18 protein-coding genes and 6 pseudogenes are annotated in these 26,035 nt (G+C 71.5%); 15 read left to right on the top strand and 9 right to left on the bottom strand.

The genetic code is table 11. The features are described 5' to 3' along the window. Window positions 1-109 precede the first annotated feature (109 nt). On the top strand, window positions 110-1,780 hold the full coding sequence (locus HB370_RS01320) for a subtype B tannase (RefSeq protein ID WP_063766470.1): 1,671 nt from the start codon (window positions 110-112) through the stop codon (window positions 1,778-1,780). A gap of 849 nt (window positions 1,781-2,629) precedes the next feature. Here the strand turns inward: HB370_RS01320 and HB370_RS41580 are convergent. After that, a pseudogene (locus HB370_RS41580) lies at window positions 2,630-2,815 on the bottom strand (AraC family transcriptional regulator); the annotation flags it as partial. A gap of 73 nt (window positions 2,816-2,888) precedes the next feature. Here HB370_RS41580 and HB370_RS01305 point away from each other — a divergent pair. Continuing rightward, window positions 2,889-3,077: pseudogene (locus HB370_RS01305) on the top strand (Tn3 family transposase); the annotation flags it as partial. Window positions 3,078-3,115: 38 nt separating this feature from the next. Here HB370_RS01305 and HB370_RS01300 read toward each other — a convergent pair. Further along, a complete protein-coding gene (locus HB370_RS01300; protein WP_280117723.1) occupies window positions 3,116-3,439 on the bottom strand; it encodes a winged helix-turn-helix domain-containing protein in 324 nt (107 codons plus the stop codon). A 119-nt stretch (window positions 3,440-3,558) separates the two neighbouring features. Next, a complete protein-coding gene (locus HB370_RS01295) occupies window positions 3,559-4,143 on the bottom strand; it encodes a CGNR zinc finger domain-containing protein (protein ID WP_030793825.1) in 585 nt (194 codons plus the stop codon). 32 nt (window positions 4,144-4,175) lie between these two features. On the opposite strand from HB370_RS01295, the gene HB370_RS01290 reads away from it, so the two are divergent. The 9 genes and pseudogenes from HB370_RS01290 (at window position 4,176) to HB370_RS01250 (ending at window position 13,327) form a co-directional block, all read left to right on the top strand. Next, window positions 4,176-5,639, top strand: a complete 1,464-nt coding sequence (locus HB370_RS01290) for an MFS transporter (RefSeq protein WP_342451005.1) — start codon at window positions 4,176-4,178, stop codon at window positions 5,637-5,639. 52 nt (window positions 5,640-5,691) lie between these two features. Further along, on the top strand, window positions 5,692-6,813 hold the full coding sequence (locus HB370_RS01285) for an epoxide hydrolase family protein (RefSeq protein WP_030793819.1): 1,122 nt from the start codon (window positions 5,692-5,694) through the stop codon (window positions 6,811-6,813). A gap of 33 nt (window positions 6,814-6,846) precedes the next feature. Next, a complete protein-coding gene (locus tag HB370_RS01280) occupies window positions 6,847-7,473 on the top strand; it encodes an SDR family NAD(P)-dependent oxidoreductase (RefSeq protein WP_244405332.1) in 627 nt (208 codons plus the stop codon). 11 nt (window positions 7,474-7,484) lie between these two features. Beyond that, window positions 7,485-8,581, top strand: a pseudogene (locus tag HB370_RS01275) (putative PEP-binding protein); the annotation flags it as partial. An 80-nt stretch (window positions 8,582-8,661) separates the two neighbouring features. After that, window positions 8,662-9,152: pseudogene (locus tag HB370_RS41575) on the top strand (hypothetical protein); the annotation flags it as partial. A 269-nt stretch (window positions 9,153-9,421) separates the two neighbouring features. Beyond that, a complete protein-coding gene (ctaD, locus tag HB370_RS01265) occupies window positions 9,422-11,056 on the top strand; it encodes a cytochrome c oxidase subunit I (RefSeq protein WP_244405330.1) in 1,635 nt (544 codons plus the stop codon). Window positions 11,057-11,059: 3 nt separating this feature from the next. Continuing rightward, window positions 11,060-11,620 (top strand): hypothetical protein, encoded by a 561-nt coding sequence (locus tag HB370_RS01260; protein WP_063766476.1) that lies wholly within the window; start codon window positions 11,060-11,062, stop codon window positions 11,618-11,620. 595 nt (window positions 11,621-12,215) lie between these two features. Beyond that, window positions 12,216-12,380 (top strand): annotated as a pseudogene (locus HB370_RS01255) (hypothetical protein); the annotation flags it as partial. 589 nt (window positions 12,381-12,969) lie between these two features. After that, a pseudogene (locus HB370_RS01250) lies at window positions 12,970-13,327 on the top strand (DoxX family protein). Between the two features lie 236 nt (window positions 13,328-13,563). Here the strand turns inward: HB370_RS01250 and HB370_RS01245 are convergent. Together HB370_RS01245 and HB370_RS01240 are read right to left on the bottom strand one after the other, a co-directional pair. Continuing rightward, the gene (locus HB370_RS01245) at window positions 13,564-14,319 is read right to left on the bottom strand and encodes a glucose 1-dehydrogenase (RefSeq protein WP_030794763.1); all 756 of its coding nucleotides are present in this window, start codon (window positions 14,317-14,319) and stop codon (window positions 13,564-13,566) included. Window positions 14,320-14,369: 50 nt separating this feature from the next. After that, complete coding sequence (locus tag HB370_RS01240) at window positions 14,370-15,131, bottom strand: SDR family oxidoreductase (protein WP_030794761.1); 762 nt, start codon at window positions 15,129-15,131, stop codon at window positions 14,370-14,372. A gap of 167 nt (window positions 15,132-15,298) precedes the next feature. Between HB370_RS01240 and HB370_RS01235 the strand changes: the two genes are divergently transcribed. Both HB370_RS01235 and HB370_RS01230 read left to right on the top strand, forming a co-directional pair. Then, on the top strand, window positions 15,299-16,153 hold the full coding sequence (locus HB370_RS01235; RefSeq protein WP_030794759.1) for a helix-turn-helix transcriptional regulator: 855 nt from the start codon (window positions 15,299-15,301) through the stop codon (window positions 16,151-16,153). Between the two features lie 686 nt (window positions 16,154-16,839). Next, window positions 16,840-17,040, top strand: coding sequence for a hypothetical protein (locus HB370_RS01230; protein ID WP_030794757.1), 201 nt, complete (start codon window positions 16,840-16,842; stop codon window positions 17,038-17,040). A 32-nt stretch (window positions 17,041-17,072) separates the two neighbouring features. On the opposite strand, the gene HB370_RS01225 is transcribed toward HB370_RS01230, so the two are convergent. The 4 genes from HB370_RS01225 to HB370_RS01210 all read right to left on the bottom strand — a co-directional run bounded on the left by HB370_RS01225 (window position 17,073) and on the right by HB370_RS01210 (window position 21,748). Next, entirely contained in the window at window positions 17,073-17,690 is a 618-nt protein-coding gene (locus tag HB370_RS01225; protein WP_030794755.1) for a TetR/AcrR family transcriptional regulator, read from the bottom strand. 137 nt (window positions 17,691-17,827) lie between these two features. Then, window positions 17,828-18,724, bottom strand: coding sequence for an SDR family oxidoreductase (locus HB370_RS01220; RefSeq protein WP_030794753.1), 897 nt, complete (start codon window positions 18,722-18,724; stop codon window positions 17,828-17,830). Between the two features lie 50 nt (window positions 18,725-18,774). Then, window positions 18,775-19,518: an SDR family oxidoreductase gene (locus HB370_RS01215; protein WP_030794751.1), complete on the bottom strand. Its 744-nt coding sequence runs from the start codon at window positions 19,516-19,518 to the stop codon at window positions 18,775-18,777. Between the two features lie 985 nt (window positions 19,519-20,503). Further along, window positions 20,504-21,748 (bottom strand): helix-turn-helix domain-containing protein, encoded by a 1,245-nt coding sequence (locus HB370_RS01210; protein WP_030794748.1) that lies wholly within the window; start codon window positions 21,746-21,748, stop codon window positions 20,504-20,506. 149 nt (window positions 21,749-21,897) lie between these two features. Between HB370_RS01210 and HB370_RS01205 the strand changes: the two genes are divergently transcribed. Further along, complete coding sequence (locus tag HB370_RS01205; RefSeq protein WP_030794746.1) at window positions 21,898-23,316, top strand: alkyl sulfatase dimerization domain-containing protein; 1,419 nt, start codon at window positions 21,898-21,900, stop codon at window positions 23,314-23,316. Beyond that, a complete protein-coding gene (locus HB370_RS01200; RefSeq protein ID WP_030794743.1) occupies window positions 23,313-24,659 on the top strand; it encodes an MFS transporter in 1,347 nt (448 codons plus the stop codon). The genes HB370_RS01205 and HB370_RS01200 overlap by 4 nt, the downstream gene beginning before the upstream one ends. Window positions 24,660-26,035 lie beyond the last annotated feature (1,376 nt).

Raw genomic sequence — 26,035 nt, 5'->3', positions numbered from 1 at the left:
GGGGAGTCCCATGCAGAGGTTGACCGCGCCACGCGGACGAGAAGCACGCACCCACCTGCCGAGCGCGCGGGCGGAACGGCCCGTGGCCCGCAAACAGTTCCTGAGAGGCATGGCACTCGCGGGTTCCCTCGTCCTCACCCTCGTCGCAGCACCGGCCACCGTCGCGGCGGCCGCCCCTGCGCAGAGCCGTGGCCATGCCGCCGGCCCCCAGGACGCGGCGCTCGCGTTCGACCCCTCCGGCTACACGACGATCACCGTCACCATCGACGGCCGTCCGGTTGATGTGCGCTGGTACAAGGAGATCTGCTACGTCGCGAACCCGGTTGCCGCGGCGGCGCGGCAACCCGGTGGCCCTGGCGGGGGCGGCACCACCATCCCCAACACCCGCTGCGGCTACCAGAGCATGAACGTGTTCGTCCCCGAGAGCGCCTTCGGCGACCAGCGGGCGCCGATCTACTTCGCAGTGAACAACAGCGGCTGGATGGCCAGTTACATACGGGCCAGCGTTACCGCCGGCACCTCCTACAACAGTGCGACGAGCAACGTCGGCGCCGCCCTGAAGGCGGGTTACGTCTTCGTCGACGTCGCCAACCGCAGCCGTGGACTGGTCGGTGCCGACGGCTCGTTCCCCGGCAAGGCACCCGCAGCCGTCGCTGACGCCAAGGCCGCCGTGCGCTACCTACGTCTCAACGACACCGCGATGCCCGGCAGCGCGGAGCGGATCGTCGTCAACGGCACCAGCGGCGGCGGAGCGCTGGCGTCGGTCCTGGGCGCTTCCGGCAACAGCGGCGAGTACACCCCGTACCTCGCCGCGATCGGCGCCGCGGGCATCGACGCCGAGGCGCGCAGCACCCTGCGCGACGACGTCTTCGCGGTCAACGCCTACTGCCCGATCACCGATCTCGGCAACGCCGACACGGCCTACGAGTGGCTCTACAACGTCCTCGACACCCGTAACACCACCGAACAGAACCCCACGCCCCAAGCCGCTGCAGAAATAGCGGCCCGGTTCGCGGCCTACGAGAAGAGCCTCGGGCTGCGCAACCCCGACGGCTCCCGGCTCACCGCCACGACCATGCTCAACGCCGTCAAGAAGGAGGTCATCCGCTCTGCCGAGACCTACCTGAAGGCGGATCCCGCCCGCACCATCCCGCCGCTGGGCGGCACCTTCGAGATCACGACTGGGGGCACCGCCAAGTCGTACGTCAACGACTGGATCGACGTCGACACCGCCACCCGCACGGTGCGCTCCGTCGACATGGCGAGGTACCTCGCCTTCGTCGCCGCCCAGGCCGCCCTCAAGACGACCCCCGCCTTCGACGCCGCGGGCGTCGACGGGAACACCACCAGCCGCACCGAGACCAACCTCTTCGGCCCGCCGACCGCGACCTACATGAACTACACCGAGTTCGGCTGGAACCACAACGACGTGCCCGGCGACGGCAGCGGTCCGGATGACACCGGGCTGACCTGGAAGCAGTACACCGCGCAGAAGAGCACCACCGTCGATGACCAGGTCCGCCTCATCAACCCGATGGACTTCATCGGCACCGGTGCCGACACCGCGCCGAACTGGTACGTCCGCCACGGCACCCGCGACCGGGACACCGCCTTCACCGTCTCGGTCAACCTCGACCGTGCTCTGGCCGCGGACAAGGAGGTCGAGGACCTGGACTACCGGCTCGCCTGGAACCAGCCGCATGCCGGGAACTATGACGTGCCCGAGGCCATGGCCTGGATCGCCGGGGTCGTCCAGCAGGCCGGAGACCCGCTCGCATAGGGACAGGGCGGCCGTACCGGCCGGTCCGCTCGTGAGGGAAGCGCAAGGCACGGGTCACCACGGAGGCCATCGTGGGGCGGTCACCAGCACGCCGGCTGCACCCCGGGTGGCGCTGCCGGGCCGCTGCGACGATGCCGGGCGCCCGCAGGACACCGGCCGCTGCGCCACCCTCACCGCCCCTCCGGTACCGTGACGATCGGATGGCCGTACTGGAGGCGTCGGGCCGCGCTGGAGGCGGTGTTCGCCGCCCGTCGGCTCCTCACCCCGTGGGCACTGTGCCCGTCGACCACCGACCGGACACCGTGCGAGTGCCTGTCGTGGGCGTCGGTCGGCATGGTCGGGCCGCTGACATCCCCGTTGTGACCCCCTTCGACCGTATCCCGTGGAGTTGAGGGTGGGGGAGGGGCGCGGACGCAGCCGGGGATCGGGGCGCGCTTGCTCGTCGCACGTCGGCGGGGCCACCGCGCCCGCGTTGCCGCCAGTGCGGCGGCGACGTCCGACGGGGGGCGTCGGCGGCGCAGCAGCCGGGGCGGGCACGGTGCAGGCGTGCGGGGCGGCGCCACCGGCCGGAGGCGTCACGGGCGACGTTGACCACGCGCATGTGCTGTGCGCCGGCTCCACTTGCTGCCGGGCCAGCAGGGCCTACCGGCCCCCGCCTCGACGCAAGTACAGCCAGCCTCCCCCGCAGCAGCACCCAGCCGCTCGTGTGCACGGCGAGCTGGGCGCGGAAGCCGTCCCGCTTCGGCTCGGCGGCCTACCCAGCGACCAGGCCGAAGCTGTCTACGGCCGTGCCCGGCACCCCCGCGCGGTCGTCGGTCGGGAGCACGGTGAGGGCCACGGCCGGGCGGCTCAACGCCGGCCGGAACCTAGTGCGCCACCTGTCACGGGCCTCCCCGCCCGCCAGGAGTCCGGCCATGCGACGTCGTCGATCGCCAGCCATGGCGCGGTGGCGACGGCAGTGGGCGTAAGCCCCGTGAATGCCTTCACGTCGCGGTGCAGATGGGACTGGTCGACGTAGCCGCTCTCGGCCGCGACACCAAGCCGCCCAGCTGGTGCGGTTCGACCATGCGGCCCATCTACTCGCGGCGGGTTTCCCTCCGCCATTCCTACCTGGCTCAATGCCGTGAAGGACCAGGCCGCGGGCATCGGGCAGACGGTCGTGCCGGGAACCCCGGGCGACTCCCCGCACATCCTTGACACGCTGCTGAACCTGGACGCCGGAATGAAGCCGGAGACGGTGGCCACCGACAACGCCTCGTACTCCGACATGGTCTTCGGCCTGTTCTCCCTGCTCGGCTGACAACTTCTCCCCGCGCAACGGGAACTTCCGCGACTTCAATGAGCCGAAGACGGCGAGGACGAGGACGTCTGTCGGCTCGGGTCCCCGGTGGCCCTCATCAGGGTGAGGAGGCCGCCGGGTGAACCCGGCTTCGTCCTCGAAGCAGAGGTAGCCCCCGCAGGCCGCCCGGGCTCTTTTACCTCAGCCCAGGTCGCCTCCTTCCACACGGCCACGGCCTGCTCGTCGCGCTCGGCGACCCGTCGTGCGGGGACCTGCGGACTGAAGCCGAGCCGGTGCATCAGTCTCGTCGCACCCGAGACGCTGTAGGAGACGTGGAACTGCCTGCCGATCAGCGTGGCCACCCGAGCGGCGGTCCACACCTGGTCCTCCACAGCCCCTCAGTGACTTCACGAAGATTCACCCCGACGAGCCGAAGTCAGTAACCACGCTCTCCGCTCGCTACGGCAACGGCAGGCCGGGCATGCGCGGGTGCCGGCACTCAGCGCGGGCTGCGTCGGCTCCGGTAGGCCGCGACGCTGGCCCGGTGTGCGCAGGTTCGAGTGCAGTACTGCTTCGAGCCGTTGCGCGAGAGGTCAACGAAAGTGGCCCGGCAGGTCGGCCCGGCACATACGCCGAGACGAGCGGGGCCGAGCGTGGCGATCACGGACGCCAGTGCGCTGAGCGTAGTCGCGGCAAGGTGCGCCGCGCAGCGGTCGGTGTCGGAGGTCACCTCGGTCCACCATCGGTCGTCCTCGTGGCGCAGTACCGGGATGGCGCGGCTGCGACGCAGACCAGCATTGATCAGAGCCGCAGTCGCGTCCGCGTCCGTGTCGGCCCGTTCGAGCACCTCACGCACCGTCTCGCGCAACGCGCGGACTTCCGCCAGGTCGGCGGGGGTGAGATGGCGCGGACCGGTCCCTTGGTTCGCAGCCGAACTCGGGGGCTCAGCCGCGGGATGCTCGTCGAGGAAGACACGGAGCTGCTCCACGGTCTCGAGCGCGTCCTCTCCCTTGACCGGCCTCAAGGTGTTGGCCAGGTCGACGGCCGTCTGGACCGCCAATGGACTGTAATACGCATCCCGCATTTGACGTGTCTCCACACTGCTCGTAATGTTACATGCAAAGGGGATTTAGCATGTCACAGCGTACTCGGCAGGGGACGACGCCGCAGATGATGCCGCCCGGAGGTGCTCCGGCACCGGAGCGAACGGATGCCCCGGGTGGGCGTCGGCTGGGACTGACTCTGGGGCTGCTGGTGCTGCCGATGTACGTGGCACTGGGAGCGCCGTCGGTGGCCCTGCCGGCCATCGGCCGCGCACTCGCGGTGCCGTTCGGGGCCACCGCATGGATTCTCGCCGCGTGGTCCCTGACCTCCGCGCTCGCGATGCCGGTCGCGGGCCGGTTGCTGGTCCGCTGGAGCCCCTTCCAGGTCCTGGTCGCCGGGGTCATGGCGCTCGCCGCGGGCTCCGCGCTCGCCGGAGCCGGGCCGGCACTGTCCGTGGTGATCGTCGGCCGACTGATCGGCGGCGCTGGGGCGGGCGCGACGGTGATCGCCGTCTTTGCCGCGGCCACCGCCCTGCCCGGGAGGCAACGGATCCGCGTCCTGGGAACCATCGCGGCGGCCAGCGCGACGGCGTCGGGCTGCGGGACACTGATAGGCGGAGCGGTGACCGCATGGCTCGGGTGGCGTGCCGTGCTCGCGATCCCGGCCCTCGCGCTGCCCCTCCTGCTGGCCGCATTGCCGAACAGGCGCGCGCTGGCGCGGAGCGGTAGCGGCGAGCGAAACGGCTCGACCGAGCGACTCGATGTCGTCGGCGCGGCCGTGCTGTCGGTACTCGCCGGCTCCTTGATCACGTTGCTGCAGGCACACTCGGTCGGCCTGCCCGCCCCGGTCACGCTTGTCGTGGCCGCCGCCGGGGCGCTCGCCGCCGTGGGTCTGTGGTGGCGTGTGCGCGGCACGCCCGACGGGTTCGTGCCCCGACGGGTGATCGCATCCCGGGGCTTCCTGGCGGCCGGGCTCATCGGCGGGACCGTCTTCGCCGGCTACTACGGCGTGCTGTTCCGCGCCCCGTCCCTGATCGAGCAGGCCACGGGCGGTGGCCCTTTGGAAGCCGGCGTGCTCTTGGTCCCGGCCGCCGCCTGCTCGGTGCCGGCCGGGCGGCTGGTCGGCACCTTGACCGACCGGTTCACCGGCTGGCAGGTGTCGGCCGGGCTTGCGGCACTCACCGTCATCGGCGTGCTCGTGGTCGCGGTCTCCACCGGGCCGGTCCCGATCGTCCTCGGCACGGCCTCGACCGTGTGCGGGTTCGCCGGCGCCCAAGCCGTACTGGTGAGCCTCGCGCCGGAGCTGGTCGCCGCGGACGACCACCACACGGCACAGGGCCTGCTCAGCTTCATGAACGTCCTGGGCGGCGGGATCGGTCCGGCCGCTGTCGCGGGTCTGTCCGGCATCGTGCCGGGGCCGGTGGCCCTCGCGGTGCTCGCGGCCCTCCCCCTGTCCGGACTCGCCCTCAGCCTGACCCGGCGCCCTACCGCCGACCGCCGCCCCGAACCCGGTACCACGCGTGGGAGCCCGCGCTGACAGTACAACTGCAACCGATCCGAGAACGCCTCGACCAGCAAGGAGCCTTGCCATGTCCGCCGAGCCATTCGAGGTCGCCATCACCGAAGCCGAGATCGCGGACCTGCGTGAACGACTGCGACGGACACGGTGGCCCGAGCGCGAGCCGGTGGACGACTGGTCACAGGGGCTGCCGCTGGCGTACGCACAGGAGCTGTGCCGCAGCTGGGCCGAGGACTACGACTTCGGGTTCGCCGAGCGGCTGAACGTGTTCCCGCAGTACCGCGACACCATCGACGGGCTGGGCATCCACTTCCTGCACGTCCGCTCGCCGGAGCCGGACGCGTTCCCGCTCGTGCTCACGCACGGGTGGCCGGGTTCGGTGCTCGAGTTCCTGGAGGTCCTCGGCCCGCTGACCGACCCCCGCGCGCACGGCGGTGACCCGGCGGACGCGTTCCACGTGGTCGCGCCGTCGTTGCCCGGGTACGGCTGGAGTGACAAGCCGTCGACGACCGGGTGGGGCATCACTCGCATCGCGCGCGCCTGGGACACATTGATGGTTTCGCTGGGTTACGAACGGTACGGCGCGCAGGGCGGTGACTGGGGCTCGGCGGTGTCCGCGGCGCTGGGCGAGGCGGCGCCCGATCGGGTCGCCGGCGTCCACCTGAACCTGGGATCCGTGGCGGCGGGCACGTTCAACGACCCGACGCCCGCGGAGCTGGCAAATCTGGAGGCCGAGAAGGAGATGCAGCGCACCGGCCGGGGATACTCGGCGATCCAGGCGACCCGGCCGCAGACGCTCGGCTACGGCCTCACCGACTCCCCGGCCGGGCAGGCCGCCTGGATCGCCGAGAAGTTCTGGGCGTGGACGGACAACGACGGCCATCCCGAGGACGCGTTGTCGCGGCAGACGATCCTCGACGAGATCTCGGTCTACTGGTTCACCGCGTCGGCCACGTCGTCGGCGCGCCTGTACTGGGAGAGCTTCGCCAACTTCCGGGACAAGGTGACCGCGCCGTCCGGGCTGTCGGTCTACCCACGCGACATAAGCCGCCCGTCGAGGCGGGAGGCCGAGCTGCGGTTCACCGACCTGCGCTGGTTCGAGGAGCTGCCGCACGGCGGCCACTTCGCCGCGCTGGAGCAGCCGGAGTCGTTGGTCGAGCAGGTACGCGGGTTCTTCCGCCTGTTCCGCTGACGGGCCGTCCCCAGTTCTGCGAACGGCCCGCGAGTGATCACTTTTCGGCAGGTCGCCGTTCGCAGGAAACCTCTCACAACCAGGGCCACGGACCACCCCGGGCAGGCGCTGGCCGCGCAGGTGGACCAGCTCGGCCTGCACGTCACGAGCCTGATCAACAATGCCGGGTTCGCCACCTTCGGCCCCTTCCACCAGGCGGACCCGGACCGGCTGCGCCGGGAGATCGCGGTCGACGTGACCGCGGTCGCCGACATCAGCCGGGCCTTCATCGGCCAACTGCGCACCGCGGGCCGCGGGGTACTGGTCAACGTGGCGAGCATGGCCGCCTACCAGCCCAACCCGCGCATGGCGCTCTACGGGGCGACCAAGGCGTTCGTGCTCAGCCTCACCGAAGCGCTGTGGGAGGAGTCACGCGGCACCGGCCTGCGGGTGCTGGCCCTGTCCCCCGGCGCGACCCGGACCGAGTTCTTCGACGTCGTGGGCACCCCACAGGCCGCCGGAGGGACCAGACTCGCCTCACCCGTCGACGTCGTCCGCACCGCGCTGGCCGCCCTGGACCGCAAAAACCCGCCGCCCAGCGTCATCGCAGGCCGCATGAACCGGGTGATGGCCTTCCTCGCCCGACGCCTGGCCACCCGACGCCAGGTCATCCGGGTGTGAGCACCGACCCGTTGACCGAGGCGGTCCTGGCTGCCCTCGCCCGCGCGGACTCCGTCCGCCGTCTGGAGGTCCGGGCCAACGCCGACACCCCCGGAGACGCGGTACGCGCCCGCAAGCTCGGCGCCCAGGGCATCGGTCTGTGCCGCACCGAGCACATGTTTCTCGGCGACCGCAGAACGCTGGTCGAGGCGATGATCCTGGCCCGCGACGACACGACCCGTGAGGAGGCTCTCGAGGCGCTGCTGCCGCCGCAGCGTGAGGACTTCACCGGCATCCTCGAAGCGTTGGACGGGTTGCCGGTGACCATCCGGCTCATCGATCCGCCGTTGCACGAGTTCCTGCCCGACCGCACCGCGCTGGCCGTCTGCCTGGCGGCGCCACCCACCCGGACGTCCACGACCGTGAACTGCGCGACGCGGTCGAGCGCCTGCATGAGCAGAACCCGATGCCGGGCCTGCGTGGCGTCCGGCTCGGACTGGTCGTTCCCGGCCTCATGGCCATGCAGGTCCGCGCGATCGCCGAGGCCGTCGTCCACCGGTTGCGCGAGGGCGGCCGGCCGCACGCCGAGATCATGATTCCGCTCGTCGGCACGGTGGAGGAACTCCGGCTGGCCAGGCGGGAGGCGGAGCGCGTACTTGCCGAAGTCGCGGCCGAGACGGGTAGGTCCCTGCACCTACCGATCGGCACGATGATCGAACTGCCTCGCGCGGCCCTCACCGCCGGACGCATCGCCGAGGCCGCCGACTTCTTCTCCTTCGGCACCAACGACCTCACCCACACCACCTGGGGACTGTCCCGCGACGACGCAGAAGCGTCCTTCTTCCCGCTGTACCTGGAGAAGCGCGTCTTCAGTGTGTCCCCCTTCGAGACGATCGACCAGGAGGGTGTCGGCAGGCTTGTGGACATGGCCATGAGGACGGGGCGCGCCGTCGATCCGCGGTTGGAGACCGGGGTGTGCGGCGAGCACGGCGGCGACCCCGAGTCGATCCACTTCTTCCACCGCGTCGGCCTCGACTACGTCTCATGCTCTCCCTTCCGCATCCCGGTCGCCCGGTTGGAGGCGGGACGAGCAGCCCTCGCGGGCGTCGAAACCAGCGACAGCCGGTGACGGCCGCATTCGGCTCTGCGGTCACGGTGCGAGGCGAGCGCGTCGTCCTCTCCGTACGGCCTCCGTCGGGACGAGAGCACATGGAGATCGTCGCGTATGGCGTTCTCGCGGACTAGGGCCGCTGCTGAGAGAAGCCTTCGACAAGGCGTTCACCGGCCGGCATGAACCGAGGTTTCCGGGACTGTGCCTCGACCGGGACACCGCCCCGACCGCCGCGGGCCACGAGGCCGTGTTCAGCAGCGTCAACTCACGGTCGCCCGGGTCTCGTGCTGCTCGCCGTACTCGGTGGCCGAGTTCGCCTGGACGGCGGCCCTGGCGGTCGATCGCCGGATCGTCCGGGCCGCGCACCGCACGCGTGAGTTCGGCTTCCGGCTCGACGGGTTGACGGGCCGCGACCTGCGCGACCGGCCTGCCGGTGTGGTGGGCACCGATGACCTTCGGCAACGTCCTGGTCACTTCGCACCACGCCTACTTCACCCGGGACGCCGTCGGGCAGATCTCCCAGACCACAGTGGCCGACGTCGAGGACTGCTTGGCCGACCGCTCCGGCTCCGACGTACTCGTCCGTCCGGATCATCCTGATCCACGTCTGCCGCCGCCGACCGGCGAAAGAAAGGCCGTCGGACCCCACCCGGCGGCCGGCCCGGGACTGTTCGGCCCTACCCGGCCCGGGCACCCCTCCGAGGATCATGAGGCGACGGCCGGGAAGGGCCCAGGTCCACACCCGCACCACGGCACTTCCCGGCTCGTCGTCGACATGGCACAAGGGGAGGACACCGTCCGGTGGACCAGGCACGGATACAGAAGGTGGGGACCGCGCGGCCGAGTGCCGGGGTCACCGTGGCCGCCAAGACGACCAAGCGGGCCGTCCGGCCGTCGTGGGCGGAGTGGCTGACGACCACCGACCACAAGAAGATCGGGACACTGTACCTGGTCACCGCGTTCGCGTTCTTCATCGTCGGCGGTGTGATGGCCCTGCTGATGCGCGCGGAGCTGGCCCGGCCGGGCCAGCAGATCATGTCGAACGAGCAGTTCAACCAGGCATTCACCATGCACGGCTCGATCATGCTGCTGATGTTCGCCATGCCGCTGTTCACCGGCTTCGCCAACTGGATCATGCCCCTGCAGATCGGCGCCCCGGATGTCGCCTTCCCGCGGCTGAACATGCTGGCCTACTGGCTCTTCCTGTTCGGCTCGGCGATCGCGGCCTTCGGTTTCCTCACACCGGGTGGCGCCGCCGACTTCGGCTGGTTCCTCTACGCGCCGCTCTCCGACGCCGTCCACTCGCCGGGCCTCGGCGCCGACCTGTGGATCATGGGCGTGGCCCTGTCCGGCTTCGGCTCGATCCTCGGCGCGGTCAACTTCATCACCACGATCATCTGCATGCGCGCCCCCGGCCTGACGATGTTCCGCATGCCGATCTTCACCTGGAACGTGCTGCTGACCGCCGTCCTGGTGCTGATCGTCTTCCCGGTTCTCGCCGCTGCCCTGTTCGCGCTGGAGATGGACCGCAAGTTCGGCAGCCATGTCTTCGACGCGGCCAACGGCGGCGCGCTGCTGTGGCAGCACCTGTTCTGGTTCTTCGGCCATCCCGAGGTCTACATCCTGGCGTTGCCGTTCTTCGGCATCGTCTCCGAGGTGATACCCGTCTTCAGCCGGAAGCCGATGTTCGGCTACATGGGCCTGATCGCCGCGACCATCGCCATCGCCGGCCTGAGCGTGACCGTATGGGCGCACCACATGTACGTCACCGGAGGCGTCCTGCTGCCGTTCTTCTCCTTCATGACGTTCCTGATCGCGGTGCCGACAGGGGTGAAGTTCTTCAACTGGATCGGCACCATGTGGAAGGGCTCGCTGTCCTTCGAGACGCCGATGCTGTGGACCGCCGGCTTTCTGATCACCTTCCTCTTCGGCGGTCTGACCGGAGTGATCCTGGCGTCGCCGCCGATGGACTTCCACCTCTCCGACTCGTACTTCGTCGTCGCGCACTTCCACTACACGGTCTTCGGTACGGTCGTGTACGCGATGTTCGCCGGGTTCCACTTCTGGTGGCCCAAATTCACCGGCAAGATGCTCGACGAACGCCTCGGCAAGGTGACGTTCTGGACGCTCACCGTCGGCTTCCACACCACCTTCCTGGTCCAGCACTGGCTGGGCGCCGAGGGCATGCCCCGCCGCTACGCCGACTACCTGGCGGCCGACGGCTTCACCGCCCTCAACACCGTCTCCACGATCGGTTCGTTCCTGCTCGGCCTGTCGGTCCTGCCGTTCTTCTACAACGTCTGGAAGACGGCCAAGTACGGCAAGCCGGTCGAGGCCGACGACCCCTGGGGCTACGGCCGTTCACTGGAGTGGGCGACCTCCTGCCCCCCGCCCCGCCACAACTTCGTCTCCCTGCCCCGTATTCGCAGCGAGTCCCCGGCCTTCGACCTCCACCACCCGGAGATCGCCGCGCTGGACGAGGCGGCGAGGTAGGTCATGCCCCATGCCGTCCTCGCCCTGGGAGCCGCTGCGGTGACCGCGGCGGGCTGCGTCTGGTACCTGCCGGCCCTCGCCGACCTGCGCGCGGGAGCCGACCGGCCGGTTGCCCGGCGGACAGCCGCGGCGGCGTGCCTCAGCGGCTGGGCCACGAGCGGGATCGTCGCCGTACTGCTGCTCGTCTGCGAAGAGTGGTGGCCGCCTTCCGGCGCGTCCCTGGCCGGTGCCGTCGCCACGGTGAGCCTTCGGGCACACGCGGCGGTACAACGTCGCCGTGAGACGCGGGAAGCCGCACGCGACTGGGCGGCGCTCGGCCACCTTCGGCGACCACGGGACACCGGAGGTGCCCGGCACGCCGTCGCCGTGCTCATCGGTACCGGGCTGATCGCAGCCGTGACCGCGGCGGCCCTCGGGGCGGTCGCGGAGCGGGAGCACGGCAGGGCCTGGTGGGCGGTCGCCTCCATGCCCTCCGCGGTGGTCGCGCTGTTCCTCATCCTCGCGGTCCTCAGTGGCCGGGTGCTGCGACACCATCGAGCCGGTCCCAGCGGTCGCCGTCGGTAAGTCTTGCGCTGGGCCGGTCGGCGCCGTGCACCGTCACTCCGACCGCGCCGTGCACCATCAGCTGGTTCACCCCCGCTCAGATCCCGCAGGACGTCGTCTTCACCGTCGAGCACTCGTCCTCGATGCGTGCCGACGGCCCAGGTTCACTCCTTCCACCGCTTCTTGACCGTTCGGGAAGCCGGGTCCCGCCACCGCCGCGAGTACTTTGGGCCGGTCGCTTTGTGACGGGAGGCATGACCCGTCCCGGGGCCGGACCGACGGGCCCAGTCGTCCGGGGCGGTTCGGCCCTGTTCCGGGTGCCGACCGCGCCGGATCATCGAAGTGCCGGCCGGACCCGCACGACAGATCCCGGCTGCGACGGTGCACGCCGTCCCTCCACTTATCCGCACCTCAGGGGAGTTCCATGCTTTCGCCCGAGTCGGCCGCTGTCGTTCGCGCCACCCTGCCCGCCGTCGGCGGCGCCCTGGACGAGATCACCACCCGCTTCTACGGCACCATGTTCGCCGAACAGCCCGACCTCCTGGACGGCGTGTTCAACCGCGGCAACCAGGCCAGCGGGCCCTGCTGGCCGACCCCGACGCCCGGCCGGACACTCTCCTTTCCCGGCGGGGTGCCCAGCCACGTCGCCCCGGAGACCCCCGGCTCCATCCACGAGGACGGCGAACTCGGCTACTCGCTCTCCCATGCCTACGGCGCTGCCCTGGACAACCCGGACCTCGTGGTCGCCTGCGTGATCGGTGACGGCGAGGCCGAGACCGGACACGCTGGATCCGTTCGCCCACCTGCGGCCGGTCGGAGACGCCGGCCCGGCGCGGACTGCGGCGACGGCGCCCCGGCGAACAGCCGTTGGATGACCAGGTCGGGCAGGTCCCGGGCGAACCTGTCGCGGTCGTCGGGGACGACCATGGGCTCGGTGTCCCACCGGTGCTCGGCGACGTCCAAGGCCAGCGCGGCCCGGTTGCCGAACCCGGTGATCATGACGCCCCGTCCCCAAGGGCTGGGCTCGGGAGCAGGTCATCGACTGGCGTGCCCGCACCGCTCACGAGCACCAGAGGGTGTCGGACCACATCGACCGCTACGGTGCTACGAGCAGGCCGGCGTGCTCGCACCGGCGTCGCTCCTGGTGCTGGCCGACGCGATGAGCCGCTACGCGACCGAGCCCGCCACCGACCTCGCCTGAAGCCGACGGGACGGCACGGCCGGTCGTCCTCCTTTCGGCCGGCGGAGCCGTGGCGCTCCCGCCTTTCGGTGCCCGGGTCCCTCGGGCGACAGCCCGGGCCTCATCAAGGCTTGCCGGCAATCGACGCGATCGGCGGGCCCCGCGAAGCGGTGGCCCATGAACGGGAACCATGAACATCGCCGATTGGATCGTCGCGGGGCTGCTCGCCCTCCTCTACTTCTACTCCGGCACGCTGAAGGTGAGCCGGAGCCGCGATCAGCTCCGCCCGATGATGACCTGGGTCGATCGCGTACCCTTGCCCGCCCTCAGGGCGCTGGGAACGATCGAAATACTCGGCGCGCCGGCCGGATCCTGCCGCTGCTGACCGGTGTCGCTCCCTCGCCGGCACCGGCTGCGGCCATCGGCTTCGTACTCCTGCAGGCCGGTGCGATCGCCGTCCACCTGACCGGCGAAGACCGCCGGATCACGCTCAACGCCGGGCTACCGCCACCGCGGCCGTGACTGTCTGGCTGGCCACGAGTCTGTGATCGAGCACAGTCCTCGAACCGTGAACGCGACTGCGGAGCCGACCGCCCAACGGCCGCCACGTGCGGAAGCCTTCGGGGAACGGTCACTGTGACTGTTCCCCGAACGGAAACTGCTGAGACCGACGTGGCGTGAGCGCGAGAAGCAGCCAGCGCCATGGCGTGGTTGCCGCTACCGCCACCCCCTCACGGTGGCCCCTTGAGGGCCCCGGTTGAATGGGCGACGAGAGGCCGACGGGTCAGTGCGCGGTGAGCCCGCCGTCGACGACGAACTCCGCCCCTGTGACGTAGGAGGATTCGTCGCTGGCCAGGAAAAGCATCATGGGGGCGATTTCCTCGGGGCGGCCGGCGCGCCGCATCGGGGTCCGCACGATGTCGGGCTGCCGGTCTCCCTCTTGGCGGAGGATCTCCTGGATCATGGGCGTGGCGATGACTCCCGGGTGTACGGAGTTCACGCGCACGCCCTGGGCGGCGTACTCCACGGCGGCGGTCTTGGTCAGCAGGCGCACTGCTCCCTTGGACGCGTGGTACGCGGCGGCGCCCCCGCTGCCGATCAGCCCCAGGACGGACGAGGTGTTGATCACCGAGGCGTTGCCGCTTGCGCGCAGCAGCGGCATGGCGGTCTTCATGCCCAGCCAGGTGCCGGTCTGGTTGACCGCGATCACCCGGTGCCACGTGTGCGGATCGGCTTCCTCGACGCCGGCCCAGTCCACGATTCCGGCGATGTTCACCAGCACATCCAGCCTTGCGAAGCGTCGCTCGACCTGGGCGATGACCTCGCTCCACTGCTGCGGCGACGAAACGTCCAGGCCGATGCCCAGTGCTTCGACGCCGGCGCGTCCCAGCCGGGCCGCGAGGTCCGCCGCGGCGTCGGCACAGGCATCGGTGAGCACCAGATGTGCTCCCTGGCGAGCGAACAGCTCCGCCGTGGCCTGTCCGATGCCGCCCGCCGCGCCTGTGATCAGCGCTGTTTTTCCTGCCAGGCGTCCCGCCATGGTCATCCCTCGATTCCTCATGTGGTGTGTTCGGTGCCCCGTGTGCCGGTTCAGAGCGCGGTGAAGCCGCCGTCGGCGGCGACCACGGCTCCGGTGACGAAGCTGGAGCGCGGGGAGGCGAGGAAGCACAGCACCTCGGCGATCTCGGCCGGCTGCGCCACCCGGCCCAGGGGCTGCGCGTCGGCTAAGGACGCGAGGTAGGCGCGGCTGTCGGAGCGGAAGGTGTCGAGGAAGTCGGACTCGATCACGCCCGCGGCGACGAGGTTGGCGCGGATGCCCAGGGGGCCGCCCTCGACAGCGAGCACCTTCGTCAGCTGGGCCAGAGCGCCCTTGGACGCGCTGTAGGCGGCGCCCTCGGGCAGCCCGACGGTGCCCGCGTAGGAGCCGGTGCTGACGATGGCCCCGCCACCGCCGGCCCGCATGGCCCCGAAGGCCTCGCGGGCGAAGAAGAACGAGCCGCGGGCGTTGACCGCCATCACCGCGTCCCAGTCCTCGGCGGTGGTGTCGGTGACGGGCTTGTTCACGGTGCGCCCGGCGTTGTTCACCAGGATGTCCAGCCTCCCGAACGCGTCGACCGCCTTCCGTACGGCCCCGACGGCGGTCTCCTCCCGCGTCACGTCCCCGGTCACAGCGAGGACACCGGGAAACTCCTTCGGCAGGTCCTCGGTCTCGGGGCGCAGGTCGACGGCGACGACGCGGGCGCCGCGGGCGCTCAGCAGTGCCACCGTCTCCCTGCCGACGCCGCGCGCGCCCCCTGTGACCAGGGCTACCTTCCCGGCGAACTCGGCATCCTGACGGTCACCGTCACCCATCCCGGCCACGGACGGCTCCTCTCCTTGGTTCTCCTCGATCAGCGCGCGTTCCGCGCCAGTCGCTCTCCACCGAGAATGAGCAGGTCGGCAGCCGTCGACCAGGACGTGCGCTGCCTGGGTGCGGCACACCCAGGCAGCGCACCCGGACCTGTGTTTAACCTGAACAAATGACCGACAACCACCTGGGTGACTTTCTGCGTGCACGCCGCGCGGGCCTGCGGCCGCAGGACGTCGACATGGCGAGCTACGGGACCCGCAGGGTCACCGGACTGCGCCGCGAGGAGGTCGCCGTCCTGGCCGGAGTGAACGCCGACTACTACACGCGCTTGGAACAGGGACGCGAACGCAACCCCTCACCCCAGGTACTCGACACCCTCTCCCGGGCGCTCCGGCTCGACGAGGACACCCGCGCGCACCTGTACCGCCTCGCCGGGGCCACACCCGGCGACCACCTCGCCGCGCACACGTCCGGACAAGTCAGTCCCGCACTGCGCCAGCTGATGGACGGCTACCCGAACACCCCCGCGTTCGTCCTGGACCGAACCCTGGACATCCTCGCCGCCAACGCCCTGGCCGACGCCCTCTTCGCCCCCTTCGATCCGCCGGACAACCTGGCCCGCATGACGTTCCTCGACCCCGCGGGCCGGCACTTCTACACCGACTGGGACCGTGCAGCCCAGGCCGTCGTCGCCAACCTCCGTCACGCGACGGGGTTCGACCCGAACGCTCCGCGGCTGCGCGAGCTGGTCCGCACCCTCACCGAGCACAGCACCCTGTTCGCCCGCCAGTGGAACAGCCACACCGTGCGCGGCAAGACCCAGGACGCCAAACACCTCCACCACCCGGACGTCGGCCCCCTCACCCTCACCTACCAAGCCTTCGACGTCCGCGACGCGCCCGGCCAGCAGCTCGTCATCTACCACGCCGAACCGGGCGGCCCCAGTGCCCAGGCGCTGGACCTGCTCGGCTCCCTCCACGCCACCCGCGGCCGCCGCGAGACACGACACCAGAACTCACCCTGACCGGCACCGGCCGTACCCGACGGGAACCCCTGCGGGAAGCGAACGGCCATCCCCGCCCTGAGGTGCCCGGGGCCCGCGCCCGCGAAACGGCCAGGGCACGGCAGGAGGAGTACCAGGCACGGGTGCGGCGGGTGGCCCAGGAGCAGACGCCCGAGCGCGAGGCCCGCCGTCCCGCCTGCGGAGCGAGGTTCACCGACGAGGCTGGGAGGCGACACAGGCGACGGACTGGGGCAGGCCGAAGGACATCCACCCGCACCTGTGCGACGGCCGCAGGCCGAGGGCCGGAACCGCCGTGGTCCCGGCGGCAGGCGAGCGGGAACGCAAGCGTCCGGGCGCGGCCGGTACGCGAGGGCGCCAGGGTCCGGTACCTGTCGGGGCACGGCAGCACTCTCAGTGGTATGCCCGTCGTCCCCTCCACACGCGCTGCGGCGCCGAGTTCACCGACGAACGGTGGAGGGCGGTCGCGCCCACCGGCTGGGGCACCGCCCACGAGCCCCGGCCGGCTCTGTGCGAGGATCGCGACCGGGAGGCCCACGTCGACCTGGAGCATGCCTGGACTGGGCATGTTGCCGCACCCGGAGCAGCAGCAGGCCGTGCCCGAACGGGAGGCCGGCAGCTGGTTCTGCCGCTTCCGCAGGTGACGCGATCACAGCCCGGCCGACAGTGGCGGCTGCCAGGCCGAAGGCATGGAGCGTGCGGACGAACGGCTGCTGCGCCGCCGGGCCTACGGCGCCGACCACGACGATCCCGACCCCGGCCCGCTCCCGCACCGGACCTACGCCGACTCCGCACCGTCCACGGCCCCGCACCGGCACCTTCGGCCTCCGGTGGAACCAGCCACCCGCGCGTCAGGCGCCGTGCGGCGCGCCCGCGGGGAAGCCCGGTGAAGGCGTCCGGGGCGCGATCGGCCTTCGGGCCGCTATGTGCGGGGCTGGATACCGTCGAAGAGGTTGTCGACGATGGCGTCGATGAATTCGGGTGTGACGGGCTCGTCGGGGATCAGGCTGCGGTGGTAGACGGCGCCCCAGAGCTGGTCGACCAGGACCCGTACGTCGACGTCCTCGCGGATCTCGCCCTGCTCCTTGGCGCGGGTCAGGCGCTGGTAGGCCAGTTCGCGTCTGCCCGAGGAATACAGGGCGCGGTAGGCGCGTGCGAGGTCGGGGTCCGTCTGGGAGGCGCCGATGAGCTCGAGCAGGGCACGGCCTCCCGGCCCTGCCATGACCTGGCGGTGGTGGTGGAGCTGGTGACGCAGATCCTCGCGTACGTTGCCGGTGTCGGCGAAAGCCAGGGTGGTGCGCACGGCGTGGAAGTACCCGTCGAGGGCGAGCGCGCCGGGTGATTGCCACCACTTGTACAGGGTGGTCTTGCTGACACCGGCGACTTTGGCGACCCGCTCGAACGTCAGGCCTGCCATTCCCTCGGTCAGGATCAGCCGTCCGGCGGCTTCCAGGACGTCGGCGCGGACCTCTTCGGCGGGACGTCTCCCGCGGCCGCGCCTGCGCGGGCTCGTGGTCGTCTCGTCCGGCTGGCTGGTCACGGGCGCCTCCTGAATGGTCGGGGTCGAGGGTTGCCGGGATGTCGCGCGGGCGTGGGTGTCGGACGGCCAGCGGGCTCACGGTGAGGCCCCCATGCCGGTGGGGTGCCCGCGGACACACCCACCGGGCATTGTCGGTGTTACGGGTGGGCCGGCAGCAGGTCGGCCAGGCCGATGCGGGTGAGGAACTCGTTCCGGACGCGGTCGGCCACCTCGGAGACCGCCTCGGACCCGTCGTCGGCCGGGTCGATGTGCACACGGTAGGGCCGGCTGCCCCCGGGCAGGGCCACGATGCGGGCGATCTCGTCGGACACCATGGACGCCTCGGCGTCGGCCGGGGACAGGGCCGCGAGTTTTCCCGCGACCTGCTCCACGAGGCCCGCGTAGCGCGTCGCGTAGGCCGCCTCGACCGCGGCGTCGGCAGGCGTGCCGGCGTGCGCGAAGTGGTTGGTTCCCCGGGTGAACGACCCCGGCACCACGATGGAGGTCTCCACGCCCCAGCGGGCGAGTTCGGCGGCATAGCCGACCGCGAGGGAGTCCATGCCGGCCTTCGCCGCGAAGTACGGCGCGAGGTAGGGCGGAGTGCCGCCCTTGACGCTGGAGCTGGAGACCCACACGACCAGGCCTGCGCCGCGTGCGCGCATCCCGGGCAGTACGGCCCGGTTGACGCGCTGTGTGGACAGGACGTTGACGTCGTACAGCTGGGCGAGCTGCTCGGCGGTGAATGCCTCGGCCGGGCCGACCACCATGTGGCCGGCGTTGTGGATCAGGACGTCGATGCGACCATGCTCGGCGAGGATCCGCGCGACGGCGGAGTCGACCGACTCCTGGGAGGTCACGTCGAGTTCGACGGTGCGCAGGTCGACCTTGTGCTCGGTGGCGTGGTCGGCGGCGGCCCGGACGGCCGGGGCGTTGCGGCCGGTGGTGTGGCGCATGCCGGCGTAGACGGTGTCACCGCCGTCCGCTACGGCGCGGGCGGTCAGCGCGCCGAATCCGCTGGAGGCACCGGTGATCAGGACGATCTGCTGGGTGGACACGGCATGCTCCTACTTTCTGGCAGGCGGGAGGTGGAATCGGGTGGCACAGCTCAGGCGAGGCCGCCGTTGGTGAACAGGACCTGGCCGTTGACCCAGCGGGCCGGGCCGGCGAGGAACGCCACGGTCTCGGCGATGTCGGCGGGCATGCCGAGGCGCTCGAGCGGCACTGCCTTGGAGAGGTTGGCGACCGCGGCCTCGTCCTTGTCGTTCAGGAACAGTGCGGTGGCAGTGGGCCCGGGAGCGACGGCGTTGACCGTGATGTCCTTGCCGCGTAGTTCTCGCGCCAGGATCAGGGTGATGCCCTCGACCGCGGCCTTGGAGGCGACGTAGGCGCCGTAGGCGGGGAACTGCGTGCGGGTGACCGACGTGGAGAAGTTCACGAGGGCGCCCCCGGCCCGCAGCCGATTCGCGGCGAGCTGCGAGACGACGAACGTGCCGCGCACGTTGGTGCGGTGCATGCGGTCGAAGTCGGCCAGGTCGAGCGTGGCGATCGGAGACAGCAGCATGATCCCGGCCGTGTTGACGACGACGTCGATGCCGCCGAACGCGGCCTCCACGGCGTCGAAGGCCGCAGCCATCGCGGTCTCGTCGGCGACGTCTCCGCCGACCGTGACGGCGCGGCCGCCGGCGGCGGTGACCTGGTCGGCGACTTCGGTGGCGCGGGCCGCGTTGCCGGCGTAATGCACGGCAACGGCGTACCCGTCGGCGGCCAGACGCTCGACGACGGCGCGGCCGATACCCCCGGAACCACCGGTGACGAGGGCGACGCGAGAGGTGGTGGTCGTGCTGGACATGGGAGACCTCCTTGATCCGTGACGATGCCGTTTGTGAACGGCACGTCCATATAAGCAGGTAATGAACGCTCCGTTCATATGCGTGGAGTGTGATGTGCGTCATACGCCGCAGGCGTGGCGTGCGCCGCTGCGCTGCTCGGGACCTGATCAGGGCAGGCGGGCGGCGTCGAGATGGTCATTCCGGCGGAACGCGCTGATCGCGATTGCGCCGACCGCCGTCACGCGGGGCGGGCACTCGTCCGATCCCTTGACCGAATGCCCCTGCCCGCCACCCGGTGGCATCCGCTCCCTGAGGGAGCGGAAGACCATCGGGAAGGCTTCGTGGCCAACATGGACCTGGAAAAAACACCGGCTTCCGCGGTGGTCCCGCGCCGCGGATGACGACGGCAGGTACCGAAAAGCGGTCGGTGACGCATACGGTCGACATCTCCTTGGTCATGAGCCTCGCCGACATCGTGCACGTCGATCACGCAGGACAGTCTGCAAGGCGCCACTGACACCGGCGGCTTCCGTCGCCAGGCCGAGCCCCGTACCCGGCTCAGGCACAGCCGCCGTGCACGCCTGCGCTGGTGAAACCCCCGAGCTCCGGCACCGTGACCAGGTGCCGGGGTGCACCGTTTGCCGACACCGACGTGATCGATTCCCTCCGGTGCCAGGCTCACCTCCCGCGGCGCGGGCCGTCGTTCGGCGGCGGGGTTTGCTTCGCGGACGTCCTTTTCGCTGCTGCGCGGACAGCTGATGCCCCGTGGCTCGCCGGCCGCCTCGCCGCGGCATTTCCATACGTCCTGGACGGACAGCTCCAGCACACGCCATGCTGTCCGGACCCTGACCCGTTCGGCGCCCTGACGGGCCTGGGCGGTCCGGGGGTGCTGTCGGAGCTGTGGACTCGGTGAGCCGGGGCTAGGCTCCCGGATCACGCAAGCCTACGCCGGATCAACCGGCTCCCGCCGGGCCAGGTCGTTTCATGGACGCCGGTGAGGCGGCGTCAGGTGTCGGTCTCCCGTAGCAGCAGAGCGGCGATGGCCGTCGCCGTGCCCTTGGGCGAGGAGAGGTCGATGCGGGTGCGTTCGGCTATCCGGGCGAGCCGGTTGTCGACGGTGTTGGGGTGCAGGCCGAGCACGTGGGCGGTCGCCCGCCGGTCCTGGCCGTGGCCGAGGTGGACGCGCAGCGTCTCCAGCAGCTCCGGGCGGTCGGCGACCGGGTCGAGGAGCGCGGCGATGCGGCGGCCGCTTTCACCGGGCCGGGACAGATGGTATTCGAGGAGCACGTCGTCGAGCCGGTGCAGCCCCGGCGGCAGCCCGCAGGCCCGGGCGACGCGCAGGATCTCCCCGGCGGTGCGCGCCGACTCCGGCACGTCGGCGGGCGCCGCGGCCGGCACGACGGCGATCCGCACCGGGCCGCCCGCCGCCCTCGACAGTCGTGCCACCAAGTCATCGGGGGGTTCGGCGGCCCCCGGCACGATCGCCCGGCCCCCGTCGCGCCCGGCGTCGAGGAGGGAAGGCACCTCCACCCCGAAGGCGTGGTCGAGCGCGGTCTGGATGCGGCGCAGTCGGCGGCGCGCGGCGACGGCGCCCTCCTTTCCCGACGGTGCTGTCGCGGCGGGGCCGGGACCGGTCGCGGTGCCGACGGCGAGGACGAGGCAGGGGCCGTCGAGGCCGAGTTGTTCAAGCAGTACGTGGCCCGGCGGCAGAGTGCCGTCGAGCAGGCCGCGGACGAGTGAGCGGCGGTGGGCACGCCGCTCGGCGTCGATGGCGGAGCGCTCGTCGAGGTAGGTCTCGGCGACCACGCCGATGACGCTGTGGTGGGACTTGAGCAGCAGGTCGGCGAGTTCGACGAGGGCGGCCTCCTCGCCGGGCGCGGCCGACTCCCGCAGCCCCTGCCACAGCACGTACATGCCGAGGGCGTGGCTGCGCAGCAGCAGGTGGAGCGGCATGCCCTCCTCGGCGCGCTGGGCGGCCCGTTCCCGGAAGAGCCGCATACCGCCCGCCCGGGACGCCCCCGCCGCGTCCCCGCGATCCACCGGGCGGGACCGCTCCGCGACGCTGCGCAGGAAGAGCCGTAGCCCATGGCGCGCGGTAGCCGCGATCTCCAGATCCTTCATTTCGTCGGGCAGTGCCGCGTACCCCGGCAACTGCTCGAAGGACTCCCGGGACATCCGCCGGGCGAGAGCGTTGACCTCGGGCTCGCAGCGCAGCGCGAGCGCGCGGGCCGCCTCGGAGATCTCCTGCACTCTTCGCTCCCTGTGCTCGGTGGCGCGTTGTGACGGATCACCGTACCCAGGCCCGGGAGCTGTGACGCGACGGGGTGTCGCACCCCGCGTGGGCGGCCGAGACTCGGTGTCGTCCCCGCACGCCGCACCGCAGCGAAGGAGCAATCGCTATGACCGAGCACAACCCCACGCCGCGCCCCGCCCCGTCGGAGTACGGACCGAAAAGCTATCTGGCTTACGCGGACCGCGTCTGGCGGGGCGAGGAGACGCTGATGCCCCATCTGACCGGAGCCTTCACCTCGGACGAACTGATCCCGATCGGTGACCGGACCGGCTTCTTCCCCGCCTTCGCGAACGTGGCCGTGTTCGACACCGGTGCCGGGCTCGTCCTGGTCGACTCCGGCGACATCCGCACGGCGGAACGGCTGCACACGGCGGTACGGGCGTTCAGCCCCGACCCGGTCCGGGTTGTGGTCTACACGCACGGCCATGTCGACCACGTCTTCGGCGTCGCTCCCTTCGACGCGGAGCCCACCCGGCCCGAGGTCATCGCCCACGAGGCGGTCGCCGCCCGCTTCGACCGCTACACCCGGACCGCCGGCTACAACTCCTGGATCAACCGCCGCCAGTTCGGCGTTCCGGGCCTGGAGTGGCCGACGGCCTACCGGTACCCCGACACCACGTACCGGGACCGGCTGACCGTCCGTCACGGCGCCTTGACATTCGAGCTGTTCCACGCGCGTGGGGAGACGGACGACCACACCTACGTGTGGGTGCCCGAGCTGAAGACCCTCTGCACGGGTGACCTCTTCATCTGGAACTCGCCCAACGCCGGCAACCCGCAGAAGGCCCAGCGCTACCCGGAGCAGTGGGCTCACGCCCTGCGCGCGATGGGCCGACTGGGTGCCGAGGTGCTGCTCCCCGGCCACGGCATCCCCGTCATCGGCGCGGACCGGGTCGCCCAGGCCCTGGACGACACGGCGACCCTCCTGGAGTCGCTGTGCGCGCAGACCCGGGAGCTGATGAACCGAGGACTGCGGCTCGACGCCGTCGTCCACGGCGTCCGCGTGCCCGAGGAGCTGCTGACCAAGCCGTACCTCCACCCTGCCTACGACGAGCCGGAGTTCGTCGTACGGAACCTGTGGCGGCTGTGGGGCGGCTGGTACGACCAGAACCCGGCCCACCTCAAGCCGGCCCCTGAGGCGGCGCTGGCGGCGGAGTTGGCGGACGCGGCCGGCGGCGCCCTCGCCCTGGCCCGGCGCGCCGAGCGGCTGCTGGCGGCAGGGGAGCTGCGGCTCGCCTCGCACCTGGCGGAGACGGCGGCCCTGGCGGCGCCCGAGGACACGGCGGTTGCCCGGATCCGTGCCGAGGTGTACGCGACGCGGGCCGCGCGGGAGACATCGACGATGGCACGCGGAATCTTCCACTGGGCGGCGGCCGAGTCGGCGGCCGTCGCCGAAGGCACGGACGTGACGACGGAGCTGACCCGCTCTGCCGAGGGCCGGGCCCGCGCGGCGGGGGCGATCAGCGTGGGCATGGCCGGGCCGGGCGTGGGCGGCGCGGCGGACGAGGACGGCTGCTGCCCATGACGAGCGCGACGGCGAAAGCCGGCCCGTGGGGCACGACCTGGCTACTGCTCTGTTTCATGCTGGTCAACTTCGCGGACAAGTCGGTCCTCGGGCTTGCCGGGCCGGAGATCATGCGCGAGTTCGGCATCTCCCGGCAGGAGTTCGGGACGGCGCAGGCGGCGTTCTTCGCGCTGTTCTCGGTGTCGGCGCTGGCGGTGTCCGCGCTGACGCGCCGGGTGCGCACCTGGGTGCTGCTGCTCGTGATGGCCGTGCTGTGGTCGGCGGCACAGCTGCCGATGGTGCGGGCCGCCGCGGGTTTCGGCACCCTGGTGGCCACCCGGGTGCTGCTCGGCGTGGCCGAGGGTCCGGCGGCGCCGGTCGCCGTGCACCATCTGCACGGCTGGTTCGGGCAGCGCGAGCGCACTCTGCCGACGGCCGTCCTGATGGTCGGTGCGGCTGCGGGCGTTGCGGTGGCGGCACCCGTTCTGTCTGCGGTGATCTCGGCCTGGGGCTGGCGCTGGGGGTTCGGCGCGGCCGGCCTGGCCGGCCTGGTGTGGGCGGCGCTCTGGTGGCGGCACGGCGCGGAGGGACCGCTCGCGCCACCAGTGGGCACGATGACGGCCGGTGCGTCGGAGGTGGGGACGGCGACGAGTACATCGGCGGTACGGGAAGGGGAGCCGGTCCCCGGGACACCGTTGTGGCGGATCCTGCTGAGCGGCACCTTCCTGACCGCGAGCGTGGGCTCGTTCGCCGCGTACTGGCTGATGAGTTCCCAGCTGACCTGGCTGCCGGACTATCTGGAGACGGTCCTCGGCTGGGACGCCCACCGGACGGGACTGACGGCGGGTGCGGCCGCGGTCGCCAACGGGGCGGTGCTGCTGGTGCACGGTTTGCTGGCCCAGCGGGCGGCGCGCCGGGACCGGCCGCCCCGGTTGCCCGCGGGGGCGGGGGCCGGGCTGCTGCTCCTGCTGTCGGCGGCTGCCGTGACGGTGTTCGCGACTGTCGACGCCGACTGGTTGCGGCTGCCGATGATGTTCGGGCCGATGGCGCCGGCGCTCGTCATGATGACGGTCGGCCAGACGGCCTGCGCCCAAATCACTTCGCCCGCGCGGCGCGGGCTCGTGCTCGGTGCGGTGGTGTGCGTCTTCGCGCTCGGCGGAGTGCTGGCCCCGCTGGTGCTGGGCTCCGTCGTGGACGCGGCCCCGACGGCCGCGGCGGGCTACCGCAACGGCTGGCTGCTCACCGCCGCCCTGTTGGCGGTCGCGGGCGCCCTGACGACGTTGTTCCTTCGGCCGGAGCGGGACGCGCAGAGGCTGGGCGTCCCGGAGACGCCGTCGCTGCTGGGCGTGCCGGTGACGCACTGAGCCGGGAAGCCGGCCACACCAGCGGGCGCGTCCCGGGGCGGACTGGCACTCCGCCGGTGCGTGACGCCGTGACCCGGCTGCCTGCCTACGACGAGGACCACTCCGGTGACCAACGCGATGCCCTCAAGCACAGGGCCGACATTGTCAAGGCCGGCGAGTCGCCCGGGTCGGTGCCGACGGCACGGTTGACCTTGTGACGCTGTACGGCCGTATGGCGATGGAGGTGCACATCGCGGTGGAACAGCGCGGTGACACCCTCATCGAGCAGAAGGGTCACAACAGCCTGAGCGACGCACTCTGATCGAGCCTGCGCCGTAAAACCCGCGTGGCGGTTACCTACTCGCAGTCTACGGGGCAGGACTGTCGTGCTACGGGAGCCCGGCGGCGACCGCTTCACCGCCTGGGCTCCGGCCCGCACTCCGGCGGTTCGCCCCCTCGGCCCTCCCGCTCGGACTTTTCCCTCAGCTCTCTCCCGGCAGCGGTTCTCGTTCGGGCGCAAGGTCTGGTCCGGGAGCTGAAGCGGTCGATGCCGCCGGACGCCTGCTGGGCTTGGTGCTTGTCGCCGACGACACGGTGCTTCAGCTGCGACTCCTGCGTGTCTCCGCCGCCCACCGGGGTCAGGGGCGCGTAACGCGGGTCCGGGCCCGGGGTGTGCGCCGAGGCCGACGCCCGCGGCCTCGGCGTGGCGTGTACGCCGACTGACGAGCACGGCGCCGACCGCGGCCGGTTGGAGAGAGCTTCTACCGCAGGTTCGGCTTCGTCCTCACCTCCCCGGCGGACCGGCTGACCCAGCACACCTGGCAACGCCCCGCCGTGCGCCCGGCGCCCGGGGGAGGGGCCGCGTGAAGCACATCTGCCGCCCGGCCGCAGAGTCCCGGACGCCGGGCGCGGTACCCGCCGCGCCCCGGCCGGCGCGGCGCCGCATCCGCGTCGTGCGCAGCCTGCGCGTCCTGGTGGCCGCGTCCGCACGTTCCCCGCGCTGCCTGGGCGGCGGTAGTCGTCGCTGTGCACGTCCCCGGCGGCCTGTTCTCACTTGCCTTGTCCCGCGGTGACTGCCTCGTCGTCGCAGTCGAAGGTCGTGGTCGGTCTGGGCTGTGACGACAGGGCGCTCGGCGAGGGGCCTGGTGGAGGGGGCGCGCGAGTTCGAGGCGCGCCAGTTGTCGTGGACTTTCGCGATCCCCACCGGTACCCCGCCGTTGCGGCGCAGCCGCTGGCTCAACCACCAGCCCCGCTACAGCGGCCACCGACTCAGACCCGCCTACGACGGGGTCACCCCCTACGGTCCCCAGGTCGGCCCGGACCCTGCCCGCGCGGTCGACGCCCGGCGGGCCGGATCGCGGTGTACGGGTTCCGCCGACGGCCGCTCGCTGGCTAAC

It is taken from the genome of Streptomyces sp. DSM 40868, assembly GCF_011820545.1.
GTDB classification, from domain to species: Bacteria; Actinomycetota; Actinomycetes; order Streptomycetales; family Streptomycetaceae; genus Streptomyces; species Streptomyces eurythermus.
This window is presented reverse-complemented; position numbering and strand designations above follow the sequence as displayed.